The 11,643-nt window shown below is 63.6% G+C and carries 14 protein-coding genes; 7 read left to right on the top strand and 7 right to left on the bottom strand.

The features are described 5' to 3' along the window. Positions 1-321: transposase (locus tag BOO71_RS15070; protein ID WP_175607335.1), on the top strand; the 321-nt coding region annotated here is incomplete at its 5' end. Here BOO71_RS15070 and BOO71_RS15065 read toward each other — a convergent pair. From BOO71_RS15065 to BOO71_RS15040, 6 genes are all read right to left on the bottom strand, one after another. Further along, positions 318-614 carry a hypothetical protein gene (locus tag BOO71_RS15065; RefSeq protein ID WP_075833802.1) on the bottom strand — a complete coding sequence of 99 codons (297 nt, stop codon included), beginning with the start codon at positions 612-614 and terminating at the stop codon, positions 318-320. The two genes, BOO71_RS15070 and BOO71_RS15065, sit on opposite strands and share 4 nt — an antisense overlap. A 71-nt stretch (positions 615-685) precedes the next feature. Next, the gene (locus tag BOO71_RS15060) at positions 686-1,030 is read right to left on the bottom strand and encodes a (2Fe-2S) ferredoxin domain-containing protein (protein WP_075833800.1); all 345 of its coding nucleotides are present in this window, start codon (positions 1,028-1,030) and stop codon (positions 686-688) included. Positions 1,031-1,089: 59 nt separating this feature from the next. Next, entirely contained in the window at positions 1,090-1,521 is a 432-nt protein-coding gene (locus BOO71_RS15055) for a hypothetical protein (RefSeq protein ID WP_075833798.1), read from the bottom strand. 2 nt (positions 1,522-1,523) lie between these two features. Next, a complete protein-coding gene (locus tag BOO71_RS15050) occupies positions 1,524-2,324 on the bottom strand; it encodes an ABC transporter ATP-binding protein (RefSeq protein WP_075833797.1) in 801 nt (266 codons plus the stop codon). 133 nt (positions 2,325-2,457) lie between these two features. Next, entirely contained in the window at positions 2,458-3,408 is a 951-nt protein-coding gene (locus BOO71_RS15045) for a FecCD family ABC transporter permease (protein ID WP_439823030.1), read from the bottom strand. Between the two features lie 105 nt (positions 3,409-3,513). Beyond that, positions 3,514-4,374: an ABC transporter substrate-binding protein gene (locus BOO71_RS15040; RefSeq protein ID WP_075833805.1), complete on the bottom strand. Its 861-nt coding sequence runs from the start codon at positions 4,372-4,374 to the stop codon at positions 3,514-3,516. A gap of 368 nt (positions 4,375-4,742) precedes the next feature. Between BOO71_RS15040 and BOO71_RS15035 the strand changes: the two genes are divergently transcribed. From BOO71_RS15035 to BOO71_RS15020, 4 genes are all read left to right on the top strand, one after another. Continuing rightward, positions 4,743-6,050 (top strand): CCA tRNA nucleotidyltransferase, encoded by a 1,308-nt coding sequence (locus BOO71_RS15035; protein WP_075833803.1) that lies wholly within the window; start codon positions 4,743-4,745, stop codon positions 6,048-6,050. A gap of 16 nt (positions 6,051-6,066) precedes the next feature. Beyond that, the gene (locus BOO71_RS15030) at positions 6,067-6,378 is read left to right on the top strand and encodes an AbrB/MazE/SpoVT family DNA-binding domain-containing protein (protein ID WP_075833795.1); all 312 of its coding nucleotides are present in this window, start codon (positions 6,067-6,069) and stop codon (positions 6,376-6,378) included. A 136-nt stretch (positions 6,379-6,514) separates the two neighbouring features. Beyond that, complete coding sequence (locus BOO71_RS15025; protein ID WP_075833793.1) at positions 6,515-6,898, top strand: type II toxin-antitoxin system VapC family toxin; 384 nt, start codon at positions 6,515-6,517, stop codon at positions 6,896-6,898. 81 nt (positions 6,899-6,979) lie between these two features. Next, the gene (locus BOO71_RS15020) at positions 6,980-8,443 is read left to right on the top strand and encodes a glycoside hydrolase family 13 protein (RefSeq protein ID WP_075833791.1); all 1,464 of its coding nucleotides are present in this window, start codon (positions 6,980-6,982) and stop codon (positions 8,441-8,443) included. Positions 8,444-8,503: 60 nt separating this feature from the next. Here the strand turns inward: BOO71_RS15020 and BOO71_RS15015 are convergent, their stop codons facing one another. After that, a complete protein-coding gene (locus BOO71_RS15015) occupies positions 8,504-9,676 on the bottom strand; it encodes an MFS transporter (protein WP_075833789.1) in 1,173 nt (390 codons plus the stop codon). A gap of 161 nt (positions 9,677-9,837) precedes the next feature. On the opposite strand from BOO71_RS15015, the gene BOO71_RS15010 reads away from it, so the two are divergent. Both BOO71_RS15010 and BOO71_RS27055 read left to right on the top strand, forming a co-directional pair. Next, positions 9,838-10,416, top strand: a complete 579-nt coding sequence (locus tag BOO71_RS15010; RefSeq protein ID WP_075833787.1) for a hypothetical protein — start codon at positions 9,838-9,840, stop codon at positions 10,414-10,416. 186 nt (positions 10,417-10,602) lie between these two features. Then, on the top strand, positions 10,603-11,643 hold a 1,041-nt coding region (locus tag BOO71_RS27055), incomplete at its 3' end, for a transposase (protein ID WP_139322964.1).

Below are 11,643 nucleotides of genomic sequence, written 5' to 3'. Positions count from 1 at the left end.
GTTGCCGCGTTTGCGGCCAGTCTTGGCGCGGGTCCAGATCATCAAGTGTTGCTGGTCGAAGATGGCGCGGGCTTCCATGTCCCTCCTGTGGAGGGACATCCCCCAGGCATTGAAACCATCACGCTCCCGCCCTATTCACCAGAACTTCAACCCGTGGAACGGGCGTGGAATTTGACCGACAGACCACTTGCGAACCGCTGTTTTGATTCTCTAGATGAGCTTCAGGATGTGCTGGGCCGCCAATGTGCCTGGCTTGAAACTCAGCCTGACCTGATCACCCAACACACCTTATTTCACTGGTGGCCGCTCTGCACAAATTAATCGGAATCCGTATAATAAGTGTCCCGCCAGCCCACTTTGACGCGCAGGCGAACGCCGCCCAGATGCCGGTTAAAATTCAGGCCCGGTGCGCGTGAACTGCCGGGCAGGTCTTTACTAATTTCATCTGGAAAACTAATGGTATCCAGCACGTCATCTGGCGTCAGGGCGTCCAGACTCCACTCTTCGCGGGCGTGACGAGAAAAGACCAGCGTTTCCCGGTCAACAGCGTCCCAGATGGCTTCCAACTCCCAGTCCTGCACATCTGGGGTGGTGAAATCAAAGCCACTCGGCATGGGAGAATATTAGCATAAAAGCTAATAAAGTTGGCTGGATTTGAGATATCTTCCGCAAAACAGCCAAAAAACTACTCCGGCCCGTACTTTCCCTCATCCGGCAGCGCCGCCCCGTCATGCACAGCCTGGGCAAGCCGGGCCGCCTGCGGAAAATCCACCGCTGCAAACCAGCCTTCCTCCAACCCCTCCTGCGTCTGGCGGTACACGCACAGGCTGGGGCCGTAGCTGCACGAACCCAGGCAACCGCTCTCGCTCAGGCGAATGCTGCCGCCCGTCTTGTAGTAGGCCAGCGAGGCGCTTTCCAGATGCTTCCACAGTGCCTTGTACAGCAGCACGGAACCGCGTGCCTGACAGTTTGGCCCCTGGCAGACCAGGAGGTGACCGGAGGTTTTAAAGTATTTGGGGCCAGAAGGCATACGGCGCACAGGCTACACGGCGGAGGCAGCCGCGTTGGCCTGATAGGCGACAATACAGTTCAGTCTGCGGCCCGCCACTGCCACCAGGTGTAATGGTATTCGCCCTGCTCCACGTTATATTCTGCACCACAGGTATTGCAACGGCAGCGGTAATTCACGTTCCGGTCAGGCGACTCGTCGGTAGACAGAATCTGGACGCGCCCGGCCTTCGTCTCTCTCTCCGGGTCATACATCAGATGGCCGGGATAGAGGCGGCACGGACAGCCACCTTCCCGGCGGAGGCGCAGCACGCGCAGAGCCTGCTGAAGATGCTCGGCGTTGGGAAAGAGTGCGCCGCCCAGATCCACGTCCGCTGTTTCCTGCTCGATGTGGGGCAAATGCGCGGCCAGCCCATCCAGCGCAGGATTATCGTGCAGGCGGATGACCGCACAGGCACTGGCCCAGATGCGCTGCGAATCGCGGGAGAGCAGGTCTTCAAGAAGCGTGGGCATGGCTAATCCTCCGGCAGGATCACCAGTCTATCGCCGTGGCGCAGCACCGAGACGCGGACGCCGTAGGAGGCCAGCAGGTTTTCGGGGGTCAGCACTTCAGCGGGTGGTCCCGCCGCCAGCACTTCCCCCTGATGCAGTAGCAACAGCCAGTCGGCCCGCGCCGCCAGATTCAGGTCATGGAGCACGGCCACCACACCCAGGCCCCCGGCCACCTCGCAGCGCAGGTAACGGATCACTTCCAGGGCGTAGGCGAGGTCCAGATGGTTGGTGGGTTCGTCTAGAAGCAAGAAACGTGGCTGTCCGGCCAGGGCGCGAGCCAGGGCCACCCGTTGCCGCTCGCCGCCGGAGAGTTCAGCCACCTTGCGGCCTTCAAAACGGCGGGTGTCGGTGCGGTCCAGAGCGCTGTCCACCGCCGCGTCGTCGTCATCCGTCCAGGGACGGGTGGGCAGCAGGCCGAAGCGCCAGTCGCCCGCGCCGCGCCCCAACGCCACCACATCGCGGACCTTCGTGGAATCGGGCAGCCCCTCGGTCTGGGCCAGGTAGGCCAGCGCCCGCGAGCGTTCGGGGCGGCTCCAGCTTTGCAGCGGACGCCCGAACAGGCAGACCCCGCCGGACTCGGGTTTGTTCAGGCCCAGCAGCGCCCGCAGCAGCGTAGATTTGCCCGCGCCGTTGGGACCGATCACCGCCGAGAAGGTGCCGGTACCAAAGCTGGCGCTGACGCCGCGCACGGCGGGGAAGGTTCCGGCGTGGACGTGGAGGTTGTTGGCCTGGAGGGAGTCAGCAAGCGGCGTGGAGGGGGTCATGAGGCTCTCCAACTTGCTTCGTTTTGAGGTTGCTCGGCGGCCCCCCCTCCCAGCCTCCCCCACAAGGAGGGAGGAGCTAAAAGGACCGTTGTCCTTGGACCCTCAGACCCTTTGACCCTTTGACCTCCCCATCTCATATCTCCTTCTCCCGGCGCAAAAGCCACAGAAAGAAGGGACCGCCCAGCAGCGTGGTTACGATCCCCACCTGCGACAGCGGCGAGGTGCGGGCCAGCAAGTCGGCGTAGACCAGCAGCGCACCGCCCAGCAACGCCGAGAGCGGCAGCAGGATGCGGTGGCTTGCGCCGAAAGCGAGGCGGACCATGTGCGGCACGATCAGTCCAATAAAACCGATGATGCCCACGTAGGCCACTGCTCCCGCCGTGGCGACGCTGGCAGCGATGACCACGATCAGGCGCAAGCGTTCCACAGGTACGCCCAGCGAACGGGCGGTCAGGTCACCCAGTTGCAGGGTATCCAGCGCGCGGGCCAGCAGCAGCAGCACGCCGCAACCCAGCGCCGCGTAGGGCAGCACCGTCAGCACGTCGCGCCAGCCGCTGAAGCCCAGATCGCCCAGGGTGTAGGCCAGCACCTGCCGGGCGCGGTCCTCTCCACGCAGGATCAGGGCCGTGGTGGCGGCGCTCAGGACGCTGCCCACCACCACTCCGGCCAGGATCAGGCGGGTGGGCGGAAAGCGGCGGCCCTCGCGTGCCAGCGACAGGGTGACGGCCACGGACAGCAGCGCCAGCACGAGGGCCGACACCGGAATCAGGGCGCGCGGCCAGTCCAGCACAATCGCCAGCGTCGCCCCCAGCGCCGAGCCGCTCGCCACGCCCAGCAGGTACGGATCGGCCAGCGGGTTGCGGAAGACGCCCTGAAACGCCCCCCCACACACCGACAGGCTGGCCCCCACCAGCACGCCCATGACCACGCGCGGCAACCTGATCTGCCACACGATCACGTCGTTGCTGATCAGCTCCGCCCCTGTGAACTGACTGGCAAGCCCGCGCCATAGCGCCCCCAGCACATCCTCCGGCGCAATGTTCACGCTGCCCAGTCCGGTGCCGAACACGATGGCCGACAGCAGCAGCAACAGCAGCAGGAAGGTGCGCGGCCAGACCCAGCGCGATCTTGCCACCGGGGCGGCGGTCAGGGCCTCAGACTGCTGCGCGTCGCTTCTCACCTCAACTGCCTATTTAAAGAGTTCCGGGTGAATGATCTTCGCCATCTGCGCCAGTGCCAGCGGCATGCGCGGGCCAGGGCGCGAGAAGATGGTGTCCAGACCTTTGGGCAGCGCCATCGCCTTGCCGGACTTGATGGCCGTCATGCTGCTCCAGCCGGGGCGGGCGGCGGCAGTTTTGGCGTCCACACCCAGGATGAACTGCGGGTTGGCCTTGACGATGAATTCCGGGTCCACCTTGGGAAAATCGCCCATGCTGGCGGGAATGATGTTGCGCGCCCCAGCCTTGGTCAGCAGCACGCCCATGAAGGAATTGGGGCCGATGCTGTATGGCGTGGGGTCCACCTCGTAGTAGGCGGTGGGCTTTTTGACCGCGTTCTTGGTCAGAATCTCGATTTTGGCGATATCGCGGCGCATCCCCGTGACCAGATTCTTGGCCTGCGCCTCGCGGTTGACGATTTTGCCCAGCACCAGCGTCTTGGAGAAGACTTCCTCATAGGTTTCGGGGTTCACGGCGATCACGGTGATTCCGGCCTGCGTCAGCGATTCGGCGATCTTGCCGTACTTGCTGACCAGCACCAGATCGGGCCTCTGCCCCACGATGGCCTCAATCTTGGGATCGTACAGGCCGCCCATTTTCGGCAACTTGGTCACCTGCTGCGGGTAGTCGCTGTAGTCGTCCACGCCCACCAGCTTGTCGCAGGCCCCAATCGCGCACAGCGTTTCAGAGTCGCTGGGCAACATGCTCACGATGCGCTGCGGCTCGGCCTTGAGGGTCACTTTACGCCCCAGATCGTCGGTCAGGGTCAGCGGGTAAGTGGTGGCTCCAGCCAGGCTGGCGAGAGCAAAAGTCAGGGTCAGGATTGATTTCATGGTGGCTCCCTGGCCGCCTTCACGCATGGAAAAACCGCCCCGAAAATTGGGGCGGAAAGTAGAATCGTCCGCTGCGCTGGGCCAGAAACAAAGGGGGCCACGCACGGGCGTTCCCTCCTTTCCGCGAGAGGTCAGCCGCACGCTTCCGCACTGGGAAACGTGGACGGGGCAGGTGTTCGGACTTTCCGCTGCCCTCTGAAGAGGAGGAGGCGGATTACCGTTGCGCGACAGTGCCGGAATGTGCCCTGAAGAGTTGATCTCCCAAAGGCAGCCACCGACTTTCCCCACGCCCGTCGGGGACAGTATAGGGCCGCCGGAACAGGGAAATTGAGACACACCTGCGGCCCGGCACCCTTAGCATGTCCAGCATGTTTCGCCGCCGCCCGCCCCTGCCTCCCTTTCCGCCCGGCGGCCTGCTGGTGGGCGGCGCGGCGCGTGACTGGCAGCGCGGCGTGGCCCCGAAGGATTACGACTGGGCGGTGCCAGACCCAGCGCAGGCGGCGCGGGCGATGGCCGACGCGCTGGGCGGCTCGGCCTTCCCGCTGGACGAGGAACGCGGCTACTGGCGGGTGCATCTGGACGGCGAAGCGCACCACGACTTCGTGCCGCTGCCTGCCGATGTGAACGACGATCTGCTGCGGCGGGATTTCACCGTGAATGCGCTGGCGTTGACCGAAGCAAAAAAGATTCTGGACCCATCAGGCGGACAGGTCGATCTGAAGGCGCGGCGGCTGCGAATGGTTTCGGCAGCCAACCTGCGGGCCGATCCGTTGCGGGCGTGGCGGGCGGCGCGACTGGAGCTAACGCTGGACTTCCGGCTGGAGCCTGAGACGGAACGGGTGGTGCGGGAAGTGGCGGCAGACCTCGCCGACGGCACGCTGAAGATGCCCGCCGCCGAACGCATCCGCGACGAGTTGCACGCCCTGTTGCTGCACCCGGACGCCGCACACGGCCTGAAACGCCTCGAAGACCTGGGATTGCTGGCCCTGACCCTGCCCGAATTACGCGAGGGTATGGGGTTGCAGCAGGGCGGCTTTCACCATTTAGATGTGTTCGAGCATGGGCTGGAGGCACTGCATCAGCTTCTGGCCCGCCTGCCAGACGCGCCGCTGCCCCTGCGCTGGGCCGCCCTGCTGCATGACGTGGGCAAACCGCGCTCCCACACCGTCGATCCCGAAACAGGCCGCACCCATTTCTACGGCCACGACAAGCTGGGCGCGGCACTGACCACGCAGATGCTGACCCGCCTCAAGCTGTCCGCAGGCGAGATCAAACACATTGCCGGGTTGGTGGAGGCCCACATGGTCCCGCTGCCCGCCGGGGAAAAGGAGGCGCGGCGTTTCGTCCACCGCCGCCGGGACCTCCTGCCCGATCTGCTGTGGGTGATGCTGGCAGACCGCGAGGCCGCGCGCGGGCCGAGCAGTTCCGAGGCCAGCCGTCATGCCTACGCCGTGGCGATGGGCCGGGTGCTGGAGGCGATGGAGGGGCAGCCTGCGCCTCCCAGGCCGCTGTTGACGGGGGCAGACGTGATGGCGCTGCTGGACATTCCACCCGGCCCCCGCATTGGCGAGGTGCTGCGGGCGCTGAATGAGGCCGTGGCGCTGGGCGAGGTCATGGATGAGGTGGAGGCGCGGGCGTTCGTGGTGGGGGATGCAAGCCGTAAGGACGACATGTAAGGCGTAAAATCACGGCATGACTTCCATCACTGCCAAGATCACCAGCAAGGGGCAGGTGACGCTGCCGCGTGAAATCCAGGAGCGGCTGGGCGTGGGCGACGGAGACCGGGTGCGTTTTGAACTTGTAAACGGCGCGGTGGTGCTGTACCCGCAACGCGACACGCCCAGTTTTGCAGGCATGCTCGGCAGCGCCCCGCTGCCAGAAGGCCAGGATGCCCGCAGTGTCGTGGACGGGTGGCGACATGATCCCGCAGATCGTGCTGCCCTGGACGCTGGCCCGCCCCATCCCAACATCACCGTTCTGAACGACCTTCAGGATAAAATTTGAGCAGCGCGCTGGACACCAATGTCCTGCTGGCCCTGTGGAACGGCGAACCCACCGCGCCTGCCCTAAAACAGTTGTCATAAAAAGACCATTTTTATGACCGAGCGGAGCGAGAGACTTTTGTCGAGCAGGATGGAGAATGGAGTCGCCGGAAGTCCTTTTTTCCGGTGACGTAATTCGGAAACCTGCCCTGGTCACTGCGCTGGATCAACTGGGCGCTCAGGGCCGGGTGTTGATTTGTGGGGCGGTCTACGCTGAATTGTGCGGCTTCCACCCGCATCTGGACACCCTGCTGCAACAGTATGGGGTCAGCATTGATCCGAACATGCCGCTTGAGACGTGGAAACGCGCAGGCGTGGCCTACGCCGCCTACGGCAAACGACGCCGTGCCAGCCTCCCCCGGCGGATCCTGACCGACTTTCTGGTGGGCGCACACGCCAGTGGTGGCCACCACTCGCTGTTCACGCTCAATACGGGCGACTACGGCGATTTCCCCGAGGTGCCGCTCCTGACGGTCAGGTGAAACGGGCTGGACAGGACAGTCTGTTTCCACCGCCCGACTGAATGACCTTTGTCAGTCTCCCTCCGCTATGCTGGCGCGCAGATGACCGCCGTGCTGACCGCCCCCGACACCGCCCATCCCACCACGCCCGACTGGGTCAAGGACGCCGTGTTCTACCAGATCTTCCCGGACCGCTTTGCCCGCAGCGGGCGCGTGAACGGGCTGAATTTGCAGACCTGGGGTGACAAACCGGAATTTAACCGCTATATGGGCGGTGACCTGTGGGGCGTCTTGGAGAAACTGGACCACATCCAGAGCCTGGGCGTGAATGCCATCTACTTCTGCCCGGTGTTCCAGTCGGCCAGCAACCACCGTTACCACACCCACGATTACTTTCAGGTGGACCCTATGCTGGGCGGCAACGCGGCCTTGCGGGCGCTGATCGACGAGGCCCACGGGCGCGGCATGCGCGTGGTGCTGGACGGCGTGTTCAACCACAGCAGCCGGGGCTTTTTTCAGTTCAATGATCTGCTGGAACAGGGCCAGGACAGCGCCTACCGAGACTGGTTTCACCCGGAAGGCTGGCCGCTGCACGCCTACAACGATGAAAAACCCGCCGGGTACGCCGCGTGGTGGGGCAACCGCGCGCTGCCCAAATTCAACACGAACCATCCCGCCGTGCGCGACTTCCTGTGGGAGGTGGCCGAGTACTGGACCCGTTTCGGCATCGACGGCTGGCGGCTGGACGTGCCGAACGAGATCGACGACGATTCCTTCTGGCAGGAGTTCCGGCGGCGCGTCAAGGCGGTCAACCCCGAGGCTTACATCGTCGGTGAGATCTGGGGCGACGCCCACCGCTGGCTGCGCGGCGATCAGTTCGACGCCGTGATGAACTACCACTTCACCCGCCCCTGTCTGGCCTTCTTCGGCGCACGCACGCTGGACCATCCCATGAACGAGCGCAGCGGCACAGGCCGCGTGGACCCGGTGGACGCCCCCGCCTTCGCCGCCCGCATGGCAGAGGTGGCCCGCATGTACCACCCCGAGATCGTCAGCGCCCAGCTCAACCTGCTGGACTCGCACGACACGGCCCGTTTTATTACGGCGGTGGGCGGCGACGCCACGGCCTTCCGCCTTGCCACCATCTTCCAGATGACCTACCCCGGCGCACCCTGCATCTACTACGGCGACGAAATTGGCCTGCACGGCGGCCCCGATCCCGACTGCCGCCGGGCCTTTCCCTGGAACGATTCAGAGTGGGACATGGACACGCTGGAGCTGACGCGCAAGCTGACGGCGGCCCGCCACGCCAGCCGCCCCTTGCAGCGCGGGGATTTCGAGGTCCTGCACGCCCAGGGGGAATCGGTTCTGTATGCCCGTTGCCACGAGGGCAAATGTGCGTATGTGGCCCTGAACTGCGCCCACGAATCGGTCCGCCTGCCCCTGACTGGCGTGGAGGCCGGAACGTACCGCGATGTGCTGAGCAATCAGACCTACGAACTGGCAGACGGCGCGGAGCTGGAAGTTGGCGCGCGGAGCGGTGTAGTGCTGGTGTGGGAGAGCTAAAAAGGCGCGGGGAGACCAACCTCCCTGCGCCTCGGATTCGCCTTTCTCAAGCGACAGACCCTAGCTGAATTCCGCCTTCTCCGGCTCTGGCAGGCGGTAGGCGATCACAGCGCTGGGAATCAGCAGGCTGATGCTGACCAGCGCCGCCGTGGTGGGCGTGGTGGCGTCGGCCAGCATCCCCACCAGAAAGATCAGCAGGCCCGCGAAACCCCAGGAAAAGCCCATCATGATGCTGCTGGCCACCGCCACATGCTGCGGGGCGTATTCCTGCGCGGTCACCACGCCCACCGGGATGCTGGCGTTGACCGCCGCGCCCACCATGAAGGTCAGCGGGTAAAACCACCACTGGCCAGGGTGAGACAGGATCAGCACGGCGAAGAACGGAATGGTGGTCAGAATGGCGGCGCGCAGAATCGGAGTGCGCCCGTAACGGTCACTCAGCCGCCCGCCCACGATGCCGCCGATGGCGCTGGCGATGGCGTAGGTCGCCAGGGTAATGCCGACCTCACGCTGGCCGAAACCGCGCGCGAACAGCATGAAGGGCAGCATGGTGTTGTAGCCCATGCTCGCCAGCGAGCGCAGCACCGCCATGCCCCACAGCCACTGCATCGGGCCTCTGAAGATCTGGACATACTCGCGCAGTTTGAATTTGCGGGCTTTCTGCGTTCCAGACGGCGTGACCGCGAAGGTGATGGCCGCGAACACCACGCCGATCAGCGCGAACCACGGCAGGTGCGTCAGGCCCACCCCGGCGAAGACTGGCCCCAGCGCCATGCCCGCCGTGCCGCCCGCGCTAAAAATGCTGGCCCACAACCCGCGCTTGCTGGGCGGGCTGTTCTGCGCCACGTAGGCGGACCCCGCCGGGTGAAAAAACCCGCTGCCGAAGCCGGCCACCGCCACCAGCAGGATCAGTGCCCCGAACAGCGGCACGAAGCCCATCATGGTCAGGCCCAGCCCGGTCATCAGCGGCCCCAGCGCGGCGGCGTAACGGCGGTCCAGGCTCTCGCCCACGATGCCCAGTAGCGGCTGCATCACACTGCTGGTCAGGCTGTAGACACTGCTCAATACGGTGACGGCGGCAATGCTCACACCGTACTTGCTTTGCAATGCGGGCATCAGGGGCGTGAGCATCGCGCCGTAGGCGTCGTTGATGAAGTGGCCGGCGGTCACGGCCAGGGCAATGGCCGTGCCGTGCTGGATGACCGGAGTCGGTGAGGTGACACGGACCTGCATAGGACGCAGATTACCCTGCGCCGTGTGGGCGGTGACACTGGCCTGTCCGGGCAGGCGGATCAGTCTCCTGGCCTCCTCTCGTGCGGCTGACCCCTACTCTCAGCAGGACCCAACCTGACAGAATGCTTCCAAGACCAGCAAAAACCGCTAGGCTAGAGGGCATGGCCCGACCGCTTCTCGCTGTGATCACCCGAGCATTGCCCAGCGAGACCCTGTTCGAGGACCGCCTGAGCGATCTGAGCCTGCGTGACCGCGCCGCCGTGCTGGACCACCTCGATCTGCTGGTGCCGGACTTTGATGTGGTGATCGCCCTGCCAGACGCCGAGAAGATGGCGCGCGGCCTGGCCCGGATGCGCGGCACGCCAGTCGTCATGGCCCAGCCCAACGGAACAGCGCCTTCTGAAGCAGGACCGCAAACCTCCAGCCAGGAAGCTGCGGACCTGCCCGACGAGGCAACAAACCACTGGTCCCTGCCCACGCCGGACCCCCTGCCCGAGGACATCCAGACCGCCGTGATCCTGACCCGGCAGCTTCAGGACGGCCTGCCTGAGCTGCTCGTGGCGCTGCTGGCAGCCAAGCGCGGCTGGACCGTGCGCGCGGTGGTTGCCGTGGTGGAGCGCACCAATTTCCGGGGCCGCACGCGCCTGGAATTGCAGGGCATGGCGGTCCACGCCGTCTTGCAGATCGCCGACACGCCCAGAGGGCTGGAGTTGGAGAGACGCTTTCCCAATCCTGAATAGGTTTAGCTGATATGAAATCCGATTAGAAGGTGTTGAAGACACCTGAAAATCCGAGCGGAGCGAGAAGGAGAAAAACGGGTTCCGGGCGTGGAGCAAGAGTTTCCAGTCAAAGCCTGAGTGCCGTCGGCAACGCAGAGCGCAGCGACAGAACTTGAAAAATTACGGTCACTGCGCTCTTTTGGCGAGATGTCTACGTTTCGTCCGTCTAGCACAGCCTTTGCCTTCATCACGGGTCTGTTGAGCCGCACCTGTGCGGCTCAGGAAGTCGCTGCCCTGACGCCGCTCTGTCCCAGTCAGGTGAGTGCCGCGCTGAGTCAACGCACCTTCTGGAGTGACACCGATCTGGCCGAATGGGCGAAATCGGCACCAGAAGGTGCGTATCTGGCCTTTGACTTCACTGTCGTCGCACATCACGGTACAGAAATGCAAGGTCTAGACATCCAATATCGCGAGGGCCATGCGGTCACGGCGCTCTCACATCGTTTTTCGAGCCTGGCCTGGGTCAAATCAGGCCATGATCCAATCCCGCTTGGTTTTGAATTCACAGTATCAAAACGGCTGCAAACATCAGCCTATCCGCATCACACTGCATCGCAATCAATGATTGCGATGCTCGAACGAGTCAGGCAGGCGGGCATTCACTTTCGCGACCTTGTGGCAGACGCAGAATTTACGACGCGTGAAGTCATTGCCTATTGTTTAGAACATGGGATTTCTTTTCTGGGGCGGATCAAAGGCAACAGCAATTTCATTTATCAGGGTGAAACATTAAATCTAAAAAGCCTGGAAAAACGCTTCCCACCGGGCGACTGTCACTACACCGAAAAATTCAATTGGAGATCAAAGCGGGTAGCTGTGGAGATGGCAGGATCGAGTGTCGAGATCGTGATCATTTATCGCAGAGAGAAGGGGGTCTGGAAGGCGTTTTTTCTGATCAGCACATTTGAGCAGTCAGACATTACATTGGCAGAACTGCTGCGGGCTTGGAAAGCCCGCTGGGGGATCGAAGTCATTCACCGCCTTGTTAAACAGAACTTGAGTTTCGGCCAGTGTCGTTACCGTGACATCCAGGCACATCGAAACTGGGCCTTTCTGGTGATTCAAGCCTTTCATGCCGTCCTGGAGGTCAGAAAACGAGATCCCGAACTCACATGGCGTGCTGCACAGCATCTGGCGGCCCAAGAACACCGTAAGTTCGTCCTGACCGCACTTTTTCCTGGTTCACCA

The sequence above is a fragment of the Deinococcus marmoris genome (genome assembly GCF_001949125.1).
GTDB classification, from domain to species: domain Bacteria; phylum Deinococcota; class Deinococci; order Deinococcales; family Deinococcaceae; genus Deinococcus; species Deinococcus marmoris_A.
Note: the sequence above shows the minus strand (reverse complement) of the source record. Positions and strands in the feature narration are given on the sequence as shown.

Bases quoted from the DNA above. Each gene is read 5' to 3' on its own strand.
- BOO71_RS15030 (WP_075833795.1), top strand. From the start codon at position 6,067: ATGACTTCCATCACTGCCAAGATCACCAGCAAGGGGCAGGTGACGCTG.
- BOO71_RS15040 (WP_075833805.1), bottom strand. From the start codon at position 4,374: ATGAAATCAATCCTGACCCTGACTTTTGCTCTCGCCAGCCTGGCTGGA.
- BOO71_RS15020 (WP_075833791.1), top strand. From the start codon at position 6,980: ATGACCGCCGTGCTGACCGCCCCCGACACCGCCCATCCCACCACGCCC.
- BOO71_RS15050 (WP_075833797.1), bottom strand. From the start codon at position 2,324: ATGACCCCCTCCACGCCGCTTGCTGACTCCCTCCAGGCCAACAACCTC.
- BOO71_RS15035 (WP_075833803.1), top strand. From the start codon at position 4,743: ATGTTTCGCCGCCGCCCGCCCCTGCCTCCCTTTCCGCCCGGCGGCCTG.
- BOO71_RS15010 (WP_075833787.1), top strand. From the start codon at position 9,838: ATGGCCCGACCGCTTCTCGCTGTGATCACCCGAGCATTGCCCAGCGAG.
- BOO71_RS15065 (WP_075833802.1), bottom strand. From the start codon at position 614: ATGCCGAGTGGCTTTGATTTCACCACCCCAGATGTGCAGGACTGGGAG.
- BOO71_RS15015 (WP_075833789.1), bottom strand. From the start codon at position 9,676: ATGCAGGTCCGTGTCACCTCACCGACTCCGGTCATCCAGCACGGCACG.
- BOO71_RS15025 (WP_075833793.1), top strand. From the start codon at position 6,515: ATGGAGTCGCCGGAAGTCCTTTTTTCCGGTGACGTAATTCGGAAACCT.
- BOO71_RS15060 (WP_075833800.1), bottom strand. From the start codon at position 1,030: ATGCCTTCTGGCCCCAAATACTTTAAAACCTCCGGTCACCTCCTGGTC.
- BOO71_RS15055 (WP_075833798.1), bottom strand. From the start codon at position 1,521: ATGCCCACGCTTCTTGAAGACCTGCTCTCCCGCGATTCGCAGCGCATC.